A 20584-nucleotide genomic window follows, 5' to 3' on the forward strand; every position below is an offset into this window, starting at 1 on the left:
CCACGGAAGGGGAGGCGGGGGACGAGGGAGAGTCGGCCTCGTGAATGAGGGGTCACGACTGCGCGCGCAGGTTGCGGCGGCGTCCGATCGCGCCCACCCACACGCAGGCCGCGCCCGTGAGCGCCCACGTGAGGGAGACGACGGTCAGGGGAATGGTGTCGGCGCCGGTGGTGGCCAGGGAGAGGTCGCAGTCCTTGCCGGACGCGGTGCGGCCGACGACCTGGGAGACCATGGGTCGCCCGCTCGGTCCGGTCGCGCCGGTGGCGGTGAGCTCGCCGCCGGACCCGAAGCCGCTGCCCGCGAGCGCCGCACCGTTGGGGGTGACGCGCATGGTGATGGTGAGCGTGTAGGTGCCGGGTGCGGTGAACACCCAGTTCTGGTGGGCGTGCGTGTTGGCGCCGAGCGTGTAGCCGGTGCCGGGGCCGTCGAAGACGTGTTCGCCGACGCCGGAGCCGAGCGCGCCCGCGTTGAAGACGGCAACGCGCCCGGGGCCCTCGACGGCGTCGAGGGTGAACTGGACGGGGCCGGTGGTGCCGGTGACTATCTCTTCGCGCTGGGAGTTCAGGCCGAGCCACGGCACGCCCGCGATCTGGGTGGAGGGGATCAGCCAAACGCTGGAGCCGGGGGTGGCGACGAAGCCGAGGTCCGCGGGCGCGGTGATGCGCGCGGCGTCACCGAGGGCGAAGGTCAGGGACGAGGGGTCGACCCACTGGGCGGGCTGGCTGCGGTCGTCCTTGACGCGGGCGACGAGGGTGCCGTTGTCGATGGCGGGGCCCAGGTCGAAGTGGCCGTCGGTCGCGTTGCCGGAGGCGCCCTCGCCGACGCTGACGGTCAGCGTGGTGCGCGCGGTGTTCGCGGGTGCTTGGGACGAGGCCAGGGTGGCGGCCTCGGCTTCGGTGGCCTCGCGGGTGATGCGGGTGGCGACGCAGCGCTCGCCTGTGGTGGTGCCTGCGGTGGTACGCGCGCCCGAGGCGGGGGCAGGGTTCGCGCCGGTCGTCGTGCCGGTGGTGCCGGTGGTTCCGGTCGCGCCGGGGGCGGGGGCGCTGGGCGTTCCCGTGGCGCCGTTGTCAGCCTGGTCCTGCGCGGCCTGATTGTTCGTGGAGCTCACCGAGCCGGGACCCACGCCGGGGGCGGGCTGCGCCTGGTCGGTCGAGGGGGCCGCTCCGGCCTCGGCGAGGCACGAGGCCTCGTCAGCGACGTCGATCGTGTAGGTGCGGACGGCCGACTGGGCGTTGGCTGCACCCGTGTTCCCGGGGGTCCAGGCGCTGGCCTGGACGGTCAGCGTGTAGCGTCCGGCGCGCGTGAAGAGCCAGTTAACGTGCTTGTGGGCGGCGTAGGGCTGGTCGATGTCGTCGCCGCCCGGCGCCAGGTCGAAGCTTCCGTCCGCGGTGACCGCCTTGGTGCCCTCGGTGAAGCTGGAGGTGAAGGCGTAGATGCGCCCATCGGCCGGGCCCGTGTAGGAGATGTGGAAGCGCGCGGCGTCGTATCCGCCTGCCGCGATGCCGAGGGTGTCCCAGCCGGGCCACAGCACGGTGGCCTGGTTATCGCCGGACTGGCCGAGCAGGTAGGCTGCGGCGGGCGCGCCGGTCGCCTGGCTGACGGAGGCGGGGATCTGGGTGAGGGTGGACTTGTTGACGGCGAGGAGGGTCTGCTCGGGTTCGCGCATGACGCCGGAGCCGGTGGCATCTTCCTTGATGCGCAGGGTGAGCGCGCCGGACGCGTCGGAGGTGAGGTCGAAGATGTCGGCGTGGCCGCGGTCGAGGGTCGCCGTGGTGCCGGCGGGGGCGGTGCGCATGACGGCGCAGGCGGAAGCGTCGGCCTCGGACGAGGTCGTGGCCGCGTCGGCGGTGTCGGTGCCTGTCGTTTCTGCGCGTGTTGTGTCGCTACCTGAGGTCGCGGCGTCTGCTGCGGCGTCGGCGCCGTTGGAGGTCGAAGCCTCGGTGGTCATGTTGGTGGCCTCGGTTCCTGCGGTGGCCTCGTCGGCGTGTGCCGCTCCGGGCACGAGGAAGGAGGTGGCCGCGAGGGCCATGGCGGCGAAAGCCCGGGCAGCTGCGCGGCCCGGGTTCCGGTATGTCGTGGGGTTCATGGAGGGGGTCCTCTAGGTGCTTCGCACGTGAATATGAATGAGAATCGTTATCATTCTATCCCTATTACGCCTCCGTCGCTCTCTCAGCACTAGGCGCCCAGTCTGCGAGCCTCGGGTTTCCGAGTGTCAGCACGCCGCGCACCGGATCACAGAAGCATCGGGTCGCCGCACGCCGGATCGCCGCGCGCCGGGTCGCCGCACGCCGGGTCGCCGCGCATCAACAAGATGGTTCCCCGAAAATGTCGCATGCAATTCCTTCCCCCATATTTCAAACTTTGAAACCGCTTCGTTGAAATTCTGCGACTTTCAGGCTGTCTAAAAATTGTCGGACAACCGAATTGCATACGACTTTTAGGGAGCGCATAAATAGGTCAGATTCCTGAGCGCTCTGCACCAGGTTGTCCCACAACGTGCTCACACCCGCCCATATGTACTCCCAGAGACCACGACACCCAACACACCACGAATTGTGAGCGCCGATTCACGATGTGGTGAAATCTGCGCAGGCGGCCACTTTGCTTTGCAATTGCTTGGTTTTGGTGCGATCTAAATTACTGGCCGAACGGTTGATTGTGCGTTTCGGCAGGGATAGACTATAACCATCAAGCGTCTGACGAAGCTGCCAAGCTCATCCGGCGCTTTTCTTGTTTGACACGCAGGGTCGCGCCGACGCCACCCGCGTTGGCATGCTCCTCGCGCGAGACCCGCCGGGCGATCCCCGGCCTCGCCAAGCAGGAACACACCATTGAATACACGATCCCACGAGGAGCCCGCTATGTTCTCCACCATCGACGTCATGGTTGCCCAGGCCCACATCGACCAGCTCAACGAGCTCGCCGACACCAAGCACATCGTGAAGGCCGACCGCCACTGAGCTACTCCCGGCTCCGCCGGAGTTCCACGCAAGTCCGCAGACCCGCATGGGCTGCGGACTTTTTGCATGCCGTCTCAACCGCGCTTGAGACAGCAACCCGCAATGTACCAAATCCAAGAAGGAGGATGTTCGCGTAGTTATTTCGAAGGGCGCCTTGCGCTCGATTTGATACCGTCAACATGCTCGTTCAGGCTTGTGGATACCTTGTGCCACATCGGATCAAGTACGAAATCGATACCACGTCTACGAGCATATTTTGCGGCGGGTACGAAGTCAGAGTCACCAGAGATGAGGATGATCTGCGTGACGAGATCACGTTCGGCCAACGAAGCAATATCGAGACCAATACGCATATCGACTCCCTTCTGCGTGATGGTGAGTCGAATATCGCGATCGGTCAAGCTCTCGACGGTCCTTCTACCCGCACACAGATCCTTCAGTACTCCGGGCCGCAGCGTGTATTCACCGCCGCTTGATAGCTCTTCGCCTCTTCGCAACGCAACCTTGCGCTTCTTCACCAATGCATCGAAGAATGCGCTCATCCATCGATACTGGTCACTCTGGGCAAGGTTCACCTGGCGCTTCGTGATGGGGTTGAAAACCACTTTCGTTGATGGCGGGCAGTCGTAGTAGAAGATCCGGTAGAGGCTTGCCTCTTCATCACTCCCCTTGTTGAGGTGACGTATGCAGTATGAAAATAGCTCATCTGCGCGTTCCTCGGGGGTCTTGTCACCAAACAGTTTCTTTGCCTGAAGGCGGTAGAACCCACCATCGACAAGGATCGCTGTACGTTCGGAAAAACTGGCCACGTTGCTGCTCCTCAATAGATTAAAAGCCAGTCATCGGCGTCTCCATATCAGCGGAGGGTCAACGGCTGGCTTTGCTACTGGAATCATAACACTCCGCACGGCATATGTCACCGTCTTTCCTGTGGTGTCAAGGGATAACACAGTTGAGATCACCATGCGGAACGCTGGCCTCTATCGACGGTTAGGAGCTCTGATTGGCTACCTCGTAGCCATAGACGGAAGTGGAGTCAGGAAGAGCTATCGTCCCACCACTGTTGAGGGTGCCTGAGCGCGCGGAGGAAATGGGCAGGCCAACCACGCGGAGCACGGTCGCGGTGCCTGTGGGCGGTGGCGGGGCACGGCCGGCCAACGAGTCGACGCGCCGAGCCGCACATCAACGCCCAAGCGCCATGGGTATGGAGGGCGCCGGAGGAACCGGAGGGCACGGGCGGGCTTCGAGATCGACCACTCCGAGCCGCAGGCTCGCGTGTGGCGATCTCGCGGGCGGCCGGGGCCTCCGGCGCCCAGTACACCAGCGCGCAACAAACAACAACTCGCGGCACGGACGGCTCGCGGGCGGGCCACCGCCCACCGGCACACACAGCGCCCCGGCCCCAGAGCAAGGCACGACGGCGCCCGGAACACCAGCGACACAACAACCAATGTTTCACGTGAAACATCTGCCCAACCACCGGCCTCGTTACCCCGTGAGCCGCGGAAAGTGGCACACTTGACCTATACGTTGAACGTGACCCCATGCAAAGGATGGCATGCCTTGACTCAGCCTTCGACCAACGGCGTGACCCCGGCCTCGTCCGGGCGCACGCCCGCGCAAGGAAACCGCCTCGACCCCTGGTTCGACGCCTACGCGGAACGCGCCCACAATCTGCGCGAATCGGAAATCCGCGCGCTCTTCTCCGTGGTGTCGCGCCCCGAGGTTGTCTCCCTCGCCGGCGGCATGCCGAACCTCAAGGACCTGCCCCTCGACAAGCTCGCCGCGTCCGCGGAGAAGCTGGTGCGCAACCACGGCGCGCAGGCCATGCAGTACGGCAGCGGCCAAGGCTGGGAGGCACTGCGCGAGCGGATCACCGAGGTCATGAGCTACGACGGCATCGTCGGCGCCGACCCCGACGACGTCGTCGTCACGACGGGAAGCCAGCAGGCCCTCGACCTCGTCACCGAGCTCTTCGTGAATCCGGGCGACGTCGTCCTCGCCGAGGCCCCCTCCTACGTGGGCGCCCTGGGCGTGTTCCGCGCGCGCCAGGCGGACGTCGTGCACGTCCCCATGGACGAGCACGGCATCATTCCCGAGGCCCTGGTGGAGACGATCCGCGACGTGCGCGCCTCGGGCCGCACCATCAAGTTCATCTACATCATCCCGAACTACCACAACCCAGCGGGCGTGACGCTCTCCGCGGAGCGCCGCCCCATCATCGCGGAGATCTGCCTGCGCGAGCACGTCCTGATCGTCGAGGACAACCCCTACGGCCTGCTCGGCTTCCATAACGACCCCCTGCCGGCCATCGCCTCGTACAGCCCTGAGGGCGTCGTCTACCTGGGTTCCTTCTCGAAGATGTTCGCGCCCGGCTTCCGTATCGGCTGGGCGTACGCGCCGCACGCGATCCGCGCGAAGCTGGTGCTGGCTCTCGAGTCCGCGATCCTGTGCCCGTCGATGGTGGGCCAAATGGCGATCGCCGACTACCTGGGCAGCTACGACTGGTACGGGCAGGTGAAGTCCTTCCGTTCGATGTACGCGGAGCGTTGCCGCTCGATGCTGACGGCGCTCGAGGAGTACATGCCGTCGTGCTCGTGGACGGTGCCGGACGGCGGATTCTACACGTGGGTGACGCTCCCCGAGGGCCTCAACGCGAAGTCGATGCTGCCGCGCGCGGTGCGCGCCCAGGTCGCCTACGTGTCGGGGACGGCGTTCTTCTACGATGGCCAGGGGTCGAATCACATGCGCCTGTCGTTCTGCTACCCGTCCCCCGAGGACATCCGCGAGGGCGTGCGTCGCCTGTCGACGGTCGTCAACGCTGAGAAGGAAATGGTCGACATGTTCGGCACCGCCTCGATCGACGAGGCCGGGGCCGAGTCCGCCCGTTAAGGTTCCCTAGGAGTAACACATTATGGCTACGAAAGTTCTCATCATCTCGGGCGGCCTGACGCACGAGCGTGACGTGTCGGTCCGTTCGGGTCGTCGCGTCGCGAACATCCTGACGCAGGCGGGCTACGACGTCGTTATTTCGGACGTGGATGCGTCCCTGGCGGGCGCGATCGAGTCCTTCTCCCCTGACGTCGTGTGGCCCCTCGTGCACGGTTCGATTGGCGAGGATGGGTCGTTGCAGTCGTTCCTGGAGTCCGTGGGCGTGCCTTTCGTGGGGTCGTCGGCGGTGCAGGCGATGCTCGCGTCGAACAAGCCAACGGCGAAGGCGCTGTTGGGTTCCGCGGGGCTTGCAACGCCGGGCTGGGTGACGCTGCCGCAGGCGATTTTCCGCCAGTTGGGCGCGTCGAGTGTGCTGTCGGCGTTGGAGGGTTCCGTGTCGTTCCCTGTTGTCATTAAGCCGACGGATGGGGGTTCGGCGCTTGGTATTTCGACGGCGCATAACGCGAAGGAGCTGCGTCGCTCGATGGTTGATGCGTTCGCGTATGGGCAGCGTTTGATGGTCGAGCAGCGCATTGAGGGTCGTGACGTGGCCGTGTCGGTGGTGGACCTGGAGGGTGGGCCTGTGGCGCTGCCTCCGGTTGAGATTGCGACGGACGGTGGCCGTTACGATTACGATGCGCGTTACACGACGGACGAGGCCGTGTACTTTGTGCCCGCTCGTCTTTCCTCGGAGGTGCTTGCGGACCTGCAGGCGGCGGCCGTCGAGGCACACACGACTCTTGGTCTGCGTGACCTGTCGCGCATGGATTTCGTGGTTGACGACGAGGGCACGTGCTGGTTCATTGACGCGAATGTTGCTCCCGGCATGACGGACACGTCGCTGCTGCCCCAGGCGGCGGATGCGCTGGAGGATTCGTCGTTTGCGCAGCTGTGCGCGGATATCGTTGATTTCGTGGCGGGTGGCCGCGTGGCTGCCGAGCGCGAGGCTGGCGCTGGTGGCGCCGAGTCGGGCGAGGCCGTTGACGTTGCCGCGAACGCGGCTGTCGACGGCGAGTAGCGAACGCTCCCCTGCGTGACGCACCGGGCCCGGGAGGACTGTCGTCCTCCCGGGCCCTTCGTTTGGATGGCGTCGCGTCGGCAAAGGCCGAGCGCTGGTGTTTCGGTGCGGCGGGGCCTGGCCGGGCACAGACACCACGAGCAGCCAGCGTGGGGGGTGCCGTAGGGCCCGGAGGGCACGGGCGGGCTTCGAGATCGACCACTCCGAGCCGCAGGCTCGCGTGTGGCGATCTCGCGGGCGGCCGGGCCCGAAGGCACCCGACACTCAGGCACCACACCACAACCTCGAGCCGCCGCCAACAAGCGCTCGGCGGCCGGGCCCGAAGGCACCCGACACTCAGGCAGTACTCACAGACACGTCCATGTCGCGTGAGAAAAGAGGACCACTCAGAACAGGAAACCGAGTTCCTTCAGGCGGGCCTCGGCCTGCTTGGCGCCCTCCCAGACAATGCCGTGGACGCCCAGGAGTTCCGCAGCCCGCACGTTCTCGCGGCGGTCATCGATGAAAGCCACTTCCGAAACGGGTCCGCCCAAGCGCTGGAGGACGTCGCGGTAGATGCCGCGGGCTGGCTTGCAGATGCCGTAGTCGCACGAGAAAGCGAAGAAGTCAAAGAGGCTACCCCACTCGGAGCGGCGAATTGCCTTTGCGATCGGGTACGGAGCATTCGAGAGGATGCCGACGCGCACACCCTGATGCCGCAGGAGGCGCACAAGTGCGAGGGTCTGTTCGTTCGCGTCGGCCATCCGCGAGGAGTCAAGGGTGACGAGCTGCTTCAGCAATGCGTGGGAGGGTTCAGGCTGTCCACAGTCCCCAGCGATCCGATCCCAGAACTCGCGATCACCCAGGCCGGCGTCGTACTCGCCGCGATGCGTCCACATCGCCTGGTCGACGAGCGTCGTGAGGCCGCGGGACTCGTCCCCGAACATGCGGGCGATGAGGGCAGGGTCCGGGTGGGCGTCGACGAGGACGCCCCCGACATCGAAAAGCACGGTGCGCGAACTGCCTTGGGCATTCATGCCTTTCGCTCCTTCTGGTACTGCGAGGGCCCGATGACAGACCCTTTAGAGGTAGTTTAAGCGTTAATTCAGTCGAAGATTAGCTCAGAAAATGTCGCGTAGGGAACATACTGCGCGTGATCTGCGAAAAGAACCATGAAGCTAGATCAGTGGAGAATAAGGCCTGCAATTCGCTGAAGATCCTCGGATCCTGCGAATTCGATGACGATCCTACCCTTCTTGCGGCCTTCCGTGATAGAGACGCGCGTGTCGTAGGCATCCGACAGTGCGGATACTACACTCTCCCCCAGGGGCGACAGTGGTGGCTGCTGGCGAGTGCGCGGACGCGGGGTGGCCTTCGCCTTTCCGAGACGGACGATCTCCTCGGTGGTGCGCACCGAGAGTCCTTCCGCGACGATGCGTTCAGCAAGCCGTTCCATTTCCTCGGCCGTCGCGAGAGACAGGAGGGCGCGGGCGTGGCCCGCGGTGATGACCTGTGCGGCCACCTTCTTCTGGACGGAGGGGGGAAGCTTCAGCAGGCGCAGGGTGTTGGCGATCTGCGGTCGCGAGCGGGCGATTCTCTTGGCGAGCTCTTCCTGAGTCGCACCGAAATCCGCCATGAGCTGCTGATATGCGCTCGCCTCCTCCAGCGGGTTGAGCTGGGCCCGGTGGAGGTTTTCCAGGAGAGCATCTCTGAGCAGGTCTCCGTCGTCGGTCTCCCGGATGATCGCCGGAATCGTGGTTTCACCCGCGAGCTCGGAGGCGCGCAGGCGGCGCTCGCCCATGATCAGCTCGAAGCGCGCGTCGGGCTTCTCCTGGAGGAACTCCTGGAGCTTCTCGGAACGCCCCGTCGCGGGGATGCTGCGAACGACGACGGGCTGGAGAACGCCGACCTCCTTGATGGATGCCGACAGTTCCTTCAGGTCATCCTCATCGAAGACCTCACGCGGCTGCTTCGAGTTGGGGACGATCTGATCGATAGCAATCTCTGCAAAGGAGGCGCCGGGCACCGGCACGAGCTCGTGGTCGCTGGATGTTTCACGTGAAACATTCGACGGCGAGTCCGCCACGGCAGTCGCGGCGTGATCGCGCGAACCCGATTCGCCCTGGTCGGAAGCTGAGCCATTGATCCCGGACCCAAGGGGCGAGGAGCCCTGCGCCGCGAGCCGCGTTCCGCCCGTGTTCACAGCAGGCATTGTGGGGCGCTTCTTCTTCGACGAGGCCGTGGCTCGCTTGGGCTGGAGGAGATCCTTTGCAGAGCCTCCTCGGCCGCGCGCGGCAGGGCCTTCGGGGAAAAAGACGTCGAGCGGCCGCGAGGGACCCGCAGACATTGTCTGAGGCGTCTGTTCACCTGCCTGGGGGATAAGAGCTCCAAGCCCTCGGCCGAGGCCGGAATGCTTACGAGCACCCTTACGACCCTCAGACTTCGGTGTTACATCCGCCATTGCATAACTCCTTCAATTGCGTGCGTTCATTGTTTCACGTGAAACAATGCCGTGTGCTCGGCTATTGAGCGTCTTTCGTCACTATGGTGCACTAATGGTCATTTGTTCTGATATCGACGTTCCAAACTGCGAAAACGTGGGGAAACGGCCGATTGTTTCACGTGAAACAATCGCTCACTCCCCCGCCGACAGTCGCTCACACAGCTCGAGGGCGGCCTTGCGATACGCGATCGCGCCGACATTACGCGGGTCGTAGGTAACGACGGTCTGGGCGTAGCTGGGCGCCTCGGAAATACGGACGGATCGCGGAATCACGGTCGTAAAGGTGTGATCGGGGAAGTGTGAGCGCACCTCGCCCTCGACCTCCTCGGACAGCCGCGTTCGCTTGTCAGCCATCGTCAGCAGCATCCCAGAGACACGAAGTCCAGGGTTAAGATCCACGCCGATGCGCTCGACCGTGTTCCACAGCTGGCTCAAACCCTCGAGCGCGTAGTACTCGGCCTGGATCGGAATCATCACCTCGTCGGCGGCCACCATGACGTTCAGGGTCACGAGGCCGAGAGACGGGGGGCAGTCGATGAGGACGACGTCGATCTCGCCGTGCGCTGCCACATACTCACGTAGTGCCTCGCGCAGGCGAAACTCGCGGCGGGGAACGTCGACGAGCTCGATCTCGGCGCCGGACAGGTCGATCGTCGCGGGGCACACGAGGATGCCGTCGATGTCCGGACAGGGCTGAACGACGTCCTCAAGCTCCGCTCCGCCGATGATCACATCGTAGGTCGAGGGGGTGCCAACGGGATGGGCGACGCCCAGAGCGCTCGAGGCGTTGCCCTGCGCATCGGCGTCGATGACAAGCACGGTCAGGCCGCCCAACGCGAGGCCGGCGGCAATGTTGACCGTCGAGGTCGTCTTACCGACGCCGCCCTTTTGATTTGCGACGGCGATGATGCGCGTGGACGCGGGCTTGCGGAACTCGGCGCGTTCGAGCATGGCCAAGTCGCGCAAGTTTCGTTCGATCTGAGTGGACAGTGGGGTGTTGTTGGTATTCACGTGACACCTTCCTAGCTACTGCCTCTAGTCTACGGGGCCGGGTGCACACTTCCGGCATCGAAAGTCCGTGATGCATGAAGGGACACACGAATATCCTCGCGTTGCAACAAACCGACGACAAGTTGTTCTGTAGGATCGATTCTCCTGGCCGACGCGGCCGGCCAGGCGCAACGAGATACGACACAGACCGATCTACAAAACAGCCAGTACTATGGCGCACATCACATACAAATGAACGCCGACAGGTGAACAGGATCAACAGCCCCGACACACAAACTAAGGGGCACCACAGTAACCTGTGGTGCCCCTTAGAATCCTAAAAGACGATCACCGGACGCGCGAACAGACAACGACGTAGGTCGACTCGTCCTCCATGACGGAGGGCACCTCGTGGATCTCGGCACGCAGGTGGTGGCGACGCAGCTCCGCGGAGGCCTCCTCGACCTCGATCGGGGCGCGACGACCCTTCAGGGCCACGAGGGTGCCGCCGGGCGCGATGAGCTTAGACGTCATGCGCACGAGCTTGCTCATGTTCGCAACCGCGCGGGCGGTGACCACGTCGGCCTTGCCCTTGCCGCGCAGCTCTTCGGCGCGCGCCTGGTGGATGGTGACGTTATCCAGGCCGAGCCCCTCGACGACGTCCTCGAGCCACTCGACGCGGCGCGCCATCGGCTCGGCGAGGTGCACGTGCAGGTCGGGCCGGCAAACCGCAATCACGATGCCGGGCAGGCCCGAACCGGAACCAACGTCCAACACCTCGCGCCCCTCCCGGCGCGGCATGAAATCGAGGACGGCCGCCGAATTCACGATGTGGCGCGACCAGATGCGCTCCATGTCGCGCGGGCCCAGCAGGCCGCGCAACTCGCCCTCCTCCTCGAGCATGCGCGCGTACTCGGCGACGTCGGAAAAAGCAGGGCCGAAGAAGTCGCAGACCGCCTGCGTGGGCTCTTCTGGGACGAAGGGGTCGCCGACCTGGCGACCCCTTCCCGTCCCGTTCGGGTTCTCACTCACCGTTGGATTCCTCGGGGAGGATGACGACGCGTCGGTGGGGTTCGACGCCCTCGGACTCGGAGGTCAGGCCCTCGTCAGCGACGACGTCGTGGCACACCTTGCGCTCGAAGGGGTTCATGGCGTCGAGCTTGACGGCCTCGCCGGTGGCGCGCACGCGGGCGATCGCCTCGCGGGTGATGTCCTGGAGTTCTTCCTTGCGTTCGGCGCGGAAGCCGGCGATGTCGAGCATGAGGCGCGAGCGCTCGCCGGTCTCGGTCTGAACGGCCAGGCGGGTCAGCTCCTGGAGGGCGTCCAGGACCTCGCCGTCCTCGCCGACGAGGCGGTCTAGGGCTTCGGGGTCGTCGGCGACGATCTCGACCGAGGCGCGGCCGTTCTCGACGTCGATCTCGATGTCGCCGTCGAGGTCGGCGATGTCGAGCAGTTCTTCCAGGTAGTCGGCGGCGATTTCGCCTTCTTCTTCGAGGCGGGTGAGCTTGCCTGCGTTGTCGTCACTCATGACGTGTCCTCCGTGGTGGGGAATGGGGTCTTGCTGGTCTCCAGGGTACCCGCTGGGGTTCTGGGACCGTGAATCTAAAGGAGTTAGCGCTTCTTGCCGGAGCGGCGGCGAGCCTTGCGTCGCTCGACGCGGCGGCGCTCGATCTCCTCGGCGCTCAGGGAGCCGTTCGAGGACTCCTTGGCGGCCTGCGTGGACGTGCGCGATTCGGACGAGGCCTTGGTGGCCTCGCGCTCGCCAGTGCGGCGCTCGCGCTGCTTCTTTTGCAGTTCGGCGCGCTGGGCGGAGGCTTCCTGCTTGGCGACTCGCTTTTCGACGGCGAGGGTCAGGCCGTGCATCCACTGCTCGTCGGGCAGGGTGGTCCACTTCTGGCTGGCGAGGTTGCGGTAGACGGTGACGATTTCGCCGGGGGTCATGGAGGCGGGGAAGTCGGAGGCGACGTGCTGCTTCTTGGCCTTGGCGCGGACTTCGGCGAGGGTGCGCTCGTTGAGCTCCTCGACGCGCGGGTCGGTGCCGGGTGCGCCGAGGGCGGCGCGCTCACGGTCGTAGTTCTGGAAGTAGGGCTTGGCCCATTCCTGGTAGGCGTTTTCGCGCGAGGACAGCAGGTCGGCGTAGGCCGGGGATCCGGGGGTCGGCATGACCTTGATGGTCCAGAAGGACTGGGCGAGAGCCCAGAAGGAGGCGGTCACGGTGTAGATGACGACGCCCATCTGGAAGAACGCGCCGGAGACGATGAACATCGCCGGCATAATGTACATCATCGTGCGCTGCGACTGGGCCATCGGGTTGTCGCCCATGTCGGGCATGTTGCGCGAGAAGGACAGGCGCATGGAGAAGAACTGCAGGGCGACCATGAGGATGATCGCGGCAACGAAGACGGCGACGACGCTGGGCTGGCCGAAAGACTCGCGCAGCGTGTGGGAGAGCGGGACGCCGAAGACAGTGGAGTTGACGATCTCCTCGGAGACGGAGGCGGTCAGGGGGCCGAGGTGGTCGGTGGCCTCGCCGCGGTAGGTGTATGTGCCGGCGGAGATCGAAGAAACCGCGATGATGGCTCGGTACATGCCGAAGAGGACGGGCATCTGCACGAGCATCGGCAGGCAGGAGGCGAAGGGCGAGACCTTGTGCTTGCGCTGCAGGGCCTGGGTCTCTTCCATCATCTTCTGACGGCTGACCTGGTCCTTCTTGCCCTTGTACTTCTCCTGGATCTTGCGCATTTCGGGCTGGATGGCCTGCATGGCACGCGAGGAGCGGATCTGCTTAAGGAACAGCGGGATGATGGCGATGCGCACCAGGATGGTGAGCAGCACGATGGACAGAACCCACGCGATGCCGGAGCCGGAGGACATTCCGAGCAGTACGAGGAGGTCGTGGATCCAGACCCACACGTAGGAGATTGCCCACGCGAAGGGGTGGAGCATTGCGTCGAACATAGTTTTCGCTTTCGCCGTGGCGCCGAAGCGCCGCTGTTTCGTTGTTCCTTGGGGTCCGAGGCCGCCCCGGGCTCTCGGGGAGGTCTCAGGTGGGGTCGAGTCCCATGGGGGCGGGACGTTCCCAGTTGTCGTGGCCGGCCCAGTCCTCGGGCGGTACCCACGGGTCGGGTTTCCAGCGCCCGCGCTCGGGCACGTGGTCTACTCCCCCGTGGCTCCACGGGTTGCATCGCAGCAGGCGCCAGGCCGCGAGGATCAGTCCCTTGATGGGGCCGTGGACGCGGATGGCTTGGAGCGCGTAGGTGGAGCAGCTGGGCGCGTAGCGACACCGGGGGCCGAGGGCCGGGGAGATGAAGCGCTGGTAGGCGACGATGGGCGCGGACAGGAGTGCGCGCACTGCCTTGCCGGCCGTGTTCATCGGGCGTCCCACTTGCGCCATGCTCGCTCCATGACGCGATCGAGGTGAGCGCCCAGCTCCTTCGAGGGGACGCCGAGCGCTTTGGACGAGGCCCGCACGACGAGGCGGGTTCCGTCCGGCAGGTCGGCGACCCGGTCTCTCATCAAGTGCCGCAACTGCCGCTTGACGCGGTTGCGTCCGTTGGCGCGTTTGATTTCCCGCTTGGGTACGACGAAACCGACGAGGCGGCTGTTGCGTTCCTCGTCGGCTCGGACGTGGACGACGACCAGCGGATCTCCTGCGCGCGCTCCGTGACGGATCGCGGCGGTGAAATCCGCTGGGTCAACCATGCGGTGCGCGCGCGGCAGCACCGGTGTGTCTCAGGCGGACAGCTTGGCGCGGCCCTTGCGACGGCGGGCAGCCAGAATGGCGCGGCCGGCGCGGGTCGACATGCGCAGACGGAAGCCGTGCGTCTTGGAACGACGACGGTTGTTGGGCTGGAAGGTCCGCTTGGTGGTCACGGCAATTCTCCTCGGCGGGGAGTGGTCTCCCACTCGTATCGGTTGGGCTATCGAGCCCACGGGGGCGCGATAGCGGGGACGCACGCCCGAAATGGGCGCAAACAAGTTTCAAGACTAAGCGGACCGGCGCGCCTAGTCAACGCGGCGAGAGTACCCACCGCGTCACACACAGTTTCCACAGCTGTGGAAATCACTGTGGAACAACCCCGTCCACAGCGGTGGATGACGAAAGTTATCCACAGGCTGTGGGTCATTTTGCTTTCCGCAGGCTGCCGCGGACCCATAGTTGTAACTACAGACGTGTGATTCTGTGATAGTTCTCCACAGCTCCATCCCCAATCTGTGCATAAGCATGTGGGCGGGCTACACTGCACATAGATAGAAGGGTCGTGCAGATCACCATGATTGCGTGACTGAACTCACCGTTATTTTGTTCGGAGGTTGCCGTGGAGTCGGATTCCCTCACACGTGCGTGGGCTGCCGCCCTCAATGCAGTCCCCACCGACGAGCTGGGACCCGTCGCCACGTCGATGCTGCGCTCGGCACGCCCGCTCGGCGACATCGAGGGCACGATCCTGCTGGCCGTCCCCAACGGCTTCACCAAGCAGTGGATCGAAGACAAGGCCCAGTCGAAGCTGACGACCGCCCTGTCCGTGAACCTCGGACGCACCGTGCGCATCGCCATCACGGTTGATCCCTCCCTGGAGCTCGTCGCCGCTGACGATCAGGAAGAGGAGGAGCCACCCGCTCCCGCCCCACCCACACAGCCCGCCCCGGCCTCGTCCCAGGAGAAGAAGGAGAACCACTCCCCCGCCCTCGTGACCTCCCCGACCGACGCCGGACCGACCCACCTGAACCCGAAGTTCACCTTCGATACCTTCGTCATCGGCCCGTCGAACCGTTTCGCGCACGCCGCGGCGCTGGCGGCCTCGGAAACCCCGGGTACCGCCTTCAACCCGCTGTTCATCTACGGCGACTCCGGGCTGGGAAAGACGCACCTGCTGCAGGCCATCGGCCACAACGCCCTGTCGATGATGCCCCACCTGAAGGTCCGCTACGTCAACTCCGAGGAATTCACGAACGAGTTCATCAACGCGATCCGCCTGAACAAGACCGACAACTCCCAGGTCGAGGCCTTCCACCGGCGCTACCGCGAGCTCGATATTCTCCTCATCGACGACATTCAGTTCATCGGCGACAAGGAACAGACGGTCGAAGGTTTCTTCCACACCTTCAACGCACTGCACAGCGCCAACAAGCAGATCGTCCTGACCTCCGACCTGCCCCCCGCCCAGCTCAAGGGCTTCGAGGACCGCATGCGCTCGCGCTTCTCCTCCGGCCTGCTCGTCGACGTCCAGCCGCCGGACCTGGAGACCCGCATCGCGATCCTGCACAAGAAGGCGGACGCCGAGGGCCTGGAGGTCACCCCTGAGGTCTTCGAATACGTGGCCTCGCGCATCTCCTCCAACATCCGCGAGCTGGAGGGCGCGCTCGTGCGCATCGGCGCGTGGGCGTCCCTCTATAAGGAGCGCATCGACCTGAATCTGGCGCAGATGATGCTTAAGGACTTCGTGTCCAACCCGGACGACAACGAGATCACCGTCAGCCTCATCATGAGCCAGTGCGCCGTCTACTTCGGTGTGACGATCGAACAGATGGGATCCTCCGAGCGCAGCCACAACGTCGTCGAAGCCCGCCAGATCGCCATGTATCTGTGCCGCGAACTCACCGACCTGTCGCTGCCCAAGATCGGACAGGCCTTCGGGCGCGACCACACGACGGTCATGCACGCCAACAAGAAGATCTCCAAGCTCATGAAGGAAAAACGAGAAACCTTCAACCACGTGTCCGAGCTTACAAACCGCATCAAGCAGAAGGCCAGAGAGTCGTAAAACACGCGCGGGCGCTGACGAAAGTCGGCGCCCGCGCCCCGTTCACAGGATCTGTGGACAACGAGTGGATGACGCGGCGTAGGCTGTGGACAAAATGAGGCCCCCTGTGAATCACAAAAAGTTGTCACGAGCTGCGTCCACATGACCACGTGAGGAGTCCACAGCCTCGTCCCACCCTCACATCACAACAACATCAGCGACTTTCCAACGAAAAAGTGAGTTATCCACAGAACTCACAGCCCTTATGATGGAGGGAGAGTCGAATGACAAAAAATTTTTCACAGGCCTCCGTACAACAGCGACGCCGACGCCACGCCAGCGGCGCGGATGCCAAGCCTTCCATCGCGCCCCACGTGGGCACACTTGTGGGTAAAGTAGTGTCCGATCCGTTTTGTGTTTTGGAGGCAGCTATGAAGTTCACCGTCGCCCGCGATGTTCTGGCCGAAGCCGTGTCGTGGACCGCCCGCGCGCTCCCCGTGCGTCCGGCCTCGCCGATCCTGGCCGGCGTGCGCATCAAGGCTGAGGGCGACGAGCTGACCCTGTCCTCCTTCGACTACGAGGTCTCCGCCAATTCGCACATCCCCGCGACCGTCGACGAGGCCGGCGAGGTCCTGGTCTCCGGACGCCTCCTGGCCGACATCTCCAAGTCGCTGCCCTCCAAGCCCGTCTCCGTCGAGCTCGACGGCCAGAAAGTGAACCTGGTCTGCGGATCCTCCCACTTCACGCTCGCCGTCATGCCCCTCGACGAGTACCCGCTGCTGCCCGCGCAGCCCACGGGCATCGGCGCGATCGACTCCTCCACGCTCTCCCAGGCCGTCTCCCAGGTGTCCATCGCCGCGTCACGCGACGACACCCTGCCCCTGCTGACCGGCGTGCGCATCGAGATCAACGGCCCGGCGATCACCCTGCTGGCCACAGACCGCTACCGCCTGGCCATGCGTGAGCTCGACTGGGAGCCCACCGACACCTCCATCGAAGAGGTCGCCCTGGTCAAGGCCCGCATCCTCCAGGACGTCGCCAAGTCCATGACCTCGGGCGCCAAGGTCGAGGTCGGCCTCTCCGGCGAATCCCAGCCCGGCGCCTCGTCCCTCATCGGCTTCACCGCCCAGGGACGCCGCACCACCTCGACCCTCATGGACGGCGACTACCCCGCCGTGCGTCGCCTCTTCCCCGAATCAACGCCGATCCAGGCCGTCGTCGACCGCCACGCCCTGCTCGAGGCCGTCAAGCGCATGTCTCTGGTCGCCGAGCGCAAGACCTCCGTGCGCCTGGCCTTCACCGACGGCCAGCTGGTCCTCGAGGCCGGCCAGGGCGACAACGCTCAGGCCTCCGAAGCCATCGAGGCGACCCTGCACGGCGACGACATTTCCACCGCCTTCAACCCGCAGTTCCTCATTGACGGCCTGCAGGTCCTGGACACCGACTACGTGCGCTTCGGCTTCACGCACCCCACGAAGCCGGCCGTCATCACCGGCCAGAAGAAGGCCGACGAGGGCGAGGTCACGCAGTTCCGCTACCTGCTGATGCCCATCCGCTTCGGCATCTGACGTGCGCGTCTCCCACCTGGCCCTCGACGACTTCCGCTCCTGGAAGCACGGGGTCGTCGAGCTGCCCGCGGGACCCACGGTCCTGGTGGGCGCGAACGGCCAGGGCAAGACGAACCTCGTCGAGGCGCTCGCCTACCTGTCTACGTTTTCATCGCACAGGGTCGGCGCGGAGGGCGCGCTCGTGCGCATCCCCCTCGACGAGGACGAGGCCGCCCCGGGCGGTGCCGTCATCCGCGCGCGGGTCGTGACCTCGGGCCGCGAGCAGGTCATCGAGCTGGAGATCGTGCGCGGCAAAGCAAACCGGGCGCGCATCAACCGCGCGCAGGTGAGGCCCCGCGAGATCCTGGGCATCGTGCGCACCGTCGTCTTCGCGCCCGAGGATCTCTCGCTCGTGCGCGGTGACCCGTCGGTGCGCCGCTCCTTCCTCGACGACTTGGCTACGCAGCTCTCCCCCATCCACGCCTCCGTGCGCTCGGATTTCGACCGCGTCGCCCGACAGCGCGCCGCGCTCATGAAGGCCGCCCAGGCCTCGCTCCGGCGCGGGCAGGCCCCCGACCTGTCGACGCTCGAGGTATGGGACCAGCAATTCGCCGCCCTGTCGGCGCGCATCACGGCGACGCGCGCCTCCATCGCCTCGCGCCTGGAAGAGCCGGCCTCGCGCTCCTACGACGACGTCGCGGACTCCCCGCGCCACCTGCGCCTCGCCTTCGACGCCTCCGTCGACCGCGTCATCGGCACCGACCCGGGCAACCCGGCCAGCGCCGACCTCACCGACGTCGACGCACAGACGCAGCGCATGCTCGCCGCCTTGGGGAGCGTGCGCGAGAAGGAAACCGAGCGCGGCGTCAACCTCGTCGGCGCGCACCGCGACGACCTGACCCTCAGCCTCGGCGCAATGCCCGTCAAGGGCTACGCCTCCCATGGCGAATCCTGGTCGGTCGCCCTGGCCCTGCGCCTCGGCGCCTTCGAGCTGCTCAGCGACGACGGCGACACCCCGATCCTCATCCTCGACGACGTCTTCGCCGAACTCGACTCCTCGCGCCGGGCGGGCCTGGCCGCCCTGGCCTCGAAAGCCGAGCAGATCATCGTCACCTGCGCCGTCGCCGGCGACCTGCCCGCGTCCCTCGACCACCACCCCCTGCACGTGCGACTCGACCCGCGCCGTGGCACCGTCATCGACGGACCCGACCATGAGTGAGCGTCACGACCGCGCCGACGCGGATCCGACCGGCCCCGACGCCGAGGGCGCCCACTCCCCCACCCCAGGCGAGGAAGCCGACGCCGACGAGTTCGTCGTCCGAGCGCTCGAACGCGCCCAGCGCGTCGCCCGCAACCACGGCTACATTCGATCCACCCTGCCCTCGTGGGGCCTCGACGAGACGCGCCCCAGACGCAGCCTCGACGGCTCCAGCGAATACGCGGCCATCGAAATCGATGGGCTCGGCCGCCTCGCCGGCGGCGACGACGACGCCCAGGCGCGCGCAGCCGCCCGAGCCGCCGCCTACGGGCGCGTGAACGGAGTGAGCGCCCCGGCCTCGTCCACGGAGGAAGACCCAGAGGGCGACCTCGCCGCGCTGCGCCAAGCCCTCGAAGGTACGGGCGCCTCGTGGAGCCGCTCCCCCGGCATGGCCGCGATGCGGCCGCGCTACCGCAGGGCCAACTCGCTGGGCGCGATCCTCGAGCGCACCATCAGCGCCCGCGCCTGGGACACGCCCACCAAAATGGGGTCCGTCATGGCGAAATGGCGGGACATCGTGGGCCCCAGCAACGCCGACCACACGCGCATCGAGACCTTCGAGGGACACAAGCTCGTCGTGCGCGCCGACTCAACCGCCTGGGCCAAACAGCTCCAGCTCCTGCTGCCCACCATCGAGCGTCGCATCGCCGAGGAGGTCGGCTCGGGCGTCGTCGAACAGGTCATCATCTTGGGGCCCGTCGCCCCGTCGTGGAAGAAAGGCCCCTACGTGGTGCGGGGGCGTGGCCCGCGCGCCGACTATGGATAACCGGATTCAGGCGCGTTTCGAGACGCTGACGCCCATCGCTTCCTCGGTCAGATTTTGTTAGTCTGTGGCGTGTGTCCTGCCCGTGTGCAGGGTCGCGACGAGGAGTAATAATGACGAACCCCTACGGTCCTTCCGGTCCTTCGAACCACTCGAATCCGGGACGCGGCTCGGGTCAGTCGCGCCCCGTCGGCGCATCGATGCAGGGGGGAGGACCGGTTTCTGGCGGCGTGCGCGGGCGCGTCGCGCGGACCCAGAATGAGGCAGCGAGGCCTCGTTCATCTCGCCGCATCGTCGGAAGCATCATCGGTGTGCTGGTCGTCGCTCTCCTCGGAATCGGGTCCTTCGTCGTGTTCCACGAGGGAGGAATTGGGCTGGGCGGATCGAACTCTCCCACGCCGACCGCACGCGCGACCGGCAATGGAGAACAGTATTCGACGCAGTACCTCGACGGGGCGTTCACCGTCAATACGACGAGAATCGAACAGGGGCCCGTCGATAAGGAGGGAGCGGATACCCTCCTCGTGACGTACACGCTCGTCAACAACACCGCAATCACACAGCGCGTTCGGCTCACTCTTCCCAAATTGATACAAAAGGGAACGGAGCTGCCAAAAGCGGAGTTCGAACCGGGTCAGGAACCCGAGGGACTCACCAAATGGAACTATGACATCGCGTCAGGCGAGGCGATGACTGTCACGTATGCGTACCGGTACGCCTACCCGGGCGAGACCGTCACCTTCCGGCGGTGGAACACCATAGACGAAGACCCGAACGCGCCACTGTGGTCGTTCGCTCCTCAGGATCAACAATCGGACGAGACAGCCGATGATGAAGATTGGATTTGGCACCCGTACTGAGGCGGCGAGCCTCGGGAGGATTGAGGAAACA

The 20584-nt window shown here is 65.5% G+C and carries 18 protein-coding genes; 7 read left to right on the forward strand and 11 right to left on the reverse strand.

All coding sequences use genetic code 11. The features are described from left to right. Positions 1-52: 52 nt before the first annotated feature. Positions 53-2086, reverse strand: a complete 2034-nt coding sequence (locus tag QU663_RS10470; protein ID WP_034482351.1) for a TIGR03773 family transporter-associated surface protein — start codon at positions 2084-2086, stop codon at positions 53-55. Between the two features lie 1011 nt (positions 2087-3097). After that, a complete protein-coding gene (locus tag QU663_RS10475) occupies positions 3098-3769 on the reverse strand; it encodes an NYN domain-containing protein (RefSeq protein ID WP_198010238.1) in 672 nt (223 codons plus the stop codon). Between the two features lie 754 nt (positions 3770-4523). Between QU663_RS10475 and QU663_RS10480 the strand changes: the two genes are divergently transcribed. Both QU663_RS10480 and QU663_RS10485 read left to right on the forward strand, forming a co-directional pair. Beyond that, the gene (locus tag QU663_RS10480) at positions 4524-5852 is read left to right on the forward strand and encodes a PLP-dependent aminotransferase family protein (protein WP_051267760.1); all 1329 of its coding nucleotides are present in this window, start codon (positions 4524-4526) and stop codon (positions 5850-5852) included. Between the two features lie 22 nt (positions 5853-5874). Next, the gene (locus tag QU663_RS10485) at positions 5875-6909 is read left to right on the forward strand and encodes a D-alanine--D-alanine ligase (RefSeq protein ID WP_021611591.1); all 1035 of its coding nucleotides are present in this window, start codon (positions 5875-5877) and stop codon (positions 6907-6909) included. Between the two features lie 386 nt (positions 6910-7295). Here the strand turns inward: QU663_RS10485 and QU663_RS10490 are convergent, their stop codons facing one another. The 9 genes from QU663_RS10490 to rpmH all read right to left on the reverse strand — a co-directional run bounded on the left by QU663_RS10490 (position 7296) and on the right by rpmH (position 14254). Next, positions 7296-7925 carry an HAD family phosphatase gene (locus tag QU663_RS10490; protein ID WP_021611592.1) on the reverse strand — a complete coding sequence of 210 codons (630 nt, stop codon included), beginning with the start codon at positions 7923-7925 and terminating at the stop codon, positions 7296-7298. Between the two features lie 146 nt (positions 7926-8071). Then, positions 8072-9349, reverse strand: a complete 1278-nt coding sequence (locus QU663_RS10495) for a ParB/RepB/Spo0J family partition protein (RefSeq protein ID WP_034480980.1) — start codon at positions 9347-9349, stop codon at positions 8072-8074. Between the two features lie 174 nt (positions 9350-9523). Beyond that, complete coding sequence (locus QU663_RS10500) at positions 9524-10402, reverse strand: ParA family protein (protein WP_034480981.1); 879 nt, start codon at positions 10400-10402, stop codon at positions 9524-9526. A gap of 327 nt (positions 10403-10729) precedes the next feature. Further along, on the reverse strand, positions 10730-11413 hold the full coding sequence (rsmG, locus tag QU663_RS10505) for a 16S rRNA (guanine(527)-N(7))-methyltransferase RsmG (protein ID WP_021611595.1): 684 nt from the start codon (positions 11411-11413) through the stop codon (positions 10730-10732). Next, positions 11406-11909, reverse strand: coding sequence for a R3H domain-containing nucleic acid-binding protein (locus QU663_RS10510; RefSeq protein ID WP_021611596.1), 504 nt, complete (start codon positions 11907-11909; stop codon positions 11406-11408). Before QU663_RS10510 ends, rsmG begins: the two co-directional genes overlap by 8 nt. Positions 11910-11992: 83 nt before the next feature. Next, a complete protein-coding gene (yidC, locus tag QU663_RS10515) occupies positions 11993-13339 on the reverse strand; it encodes a membrane protein insertase YidC (RefSeq protein WP_021611597.1) in 1347 nt (448 codons plus the stop codon). An 85-nt stretch (positions 13340-13424) separates the two neighbouring features. Next, positions 13425-13754, reverse strand: a complete 330-nt coding sequence (yidD, locus tag QU663_RS10520) for a membrane protein insertion efficiency factor YidD (protein WP_021611598.1) — start codon at positions 13752-13754, stop codon at positions 13425-13427. Continuing rightward, positions 13751-14104 (reverse strand): ribonuclease P protein component, encoded by a 354-nt coding sequence (gene rnpA, locus QU663_RS10525; RefSeq protein WP_009057174.1) that lies wholly within the window; start codon positions 14102-14104, stop codon positions 13751-13753. Before rnpA ends, yidD begins: the two co-directional genes overlap by 4 nt. Before the next feature lie 9 nt (positions 14105-14113). Then, a complete protein-coding gene (gene rpmH, locus QU663_RS10530; RefSeq protein WP_003791379.1) occupies positions 14114-14254 on the reverse strand; it encodes a 50S ribosomal protein L34 in 141 nt (46 codons plus the stop codon). Positions 14255-14700: 446 nt separating this feature from the next. On the opposite strand from rpmH, the gene dnaA reads away from it, so the two are divergent. The 5 genes from dnaA to QU663_RS10555 all read left to right on the forward strand — a co-directional run bounded on the left by dnaA (position 14701) and on the right by QU663_RS10555 (position 20553). After that, entirely contained in the window at positions 14701-16146 is a 1446-nt protein-coding gene (dnaA, locus tag QU663_RS10535; protein ID WP_021611600.1) for a chromosomal replication initiator protein DnaA, read from the forward strand. A gap of 410 nt (positions 16147-16556) precedes the next feature. Further along, the gene (dnaN, locus tag QU663_RS10540) at positions 16557-17693 is read left to right on the forward strand and encodes a DNA polymerase III subunit beta (protein WP_021611601.1); all 1137 of its coding nucleotides are present in this window, start codon (positions 16557-16559) and stop codon (positions 17691-17693) included. A 1-nt stretch (position 17694) separates the two neighbouring features. Continuing rightward, entirely contained in the window at positions 17695-18891 is a 1197-nt protein-coding gene (gene recF, locus QU663_RS10545) for a DNA replication/repair protein RecF (RefSeq protein ID WP_021611602.1), read from the forward strand. Continuing rightward, positions 18884-19696, forward strand: a complete 813-nt coding sequence (locus QU663_RS10550) for a DUF721 domain-containing protein (protein ID WP_021611603.1) — start codon at positions 18884-18886, stop codon at positions 19694-19696. Before recF ends, QU663_RS10550 begins: the two co-directional genes overlap by 8 nt. Positions 19697-19806: 110 nt before the next feature. Continuing rightward, the gene (locus tag QU663_RS10555) at positions 19807-20553 is read left to right on the forward strand and encodes a DUF5067 domain-containing protein (protein WP_034480985.1); all 747 of its coding nucleotides are present in this window, start codon (positions 19807-19809) and stop codon (positions 20551-20553) included. Positions 20554-20584 lie beyond the last annotated feature (31 nt).

This window comes from Schaalia sp. HMT-172 (genome assembly GCF_030644365.1).
In the GTDB taxonomy this organism is placed as follows: domain Bacteria; phylum Actinomycetota; class Actinomycetes; order Actinomycetales; family Actinomycetaceae; genus Pauljensenia.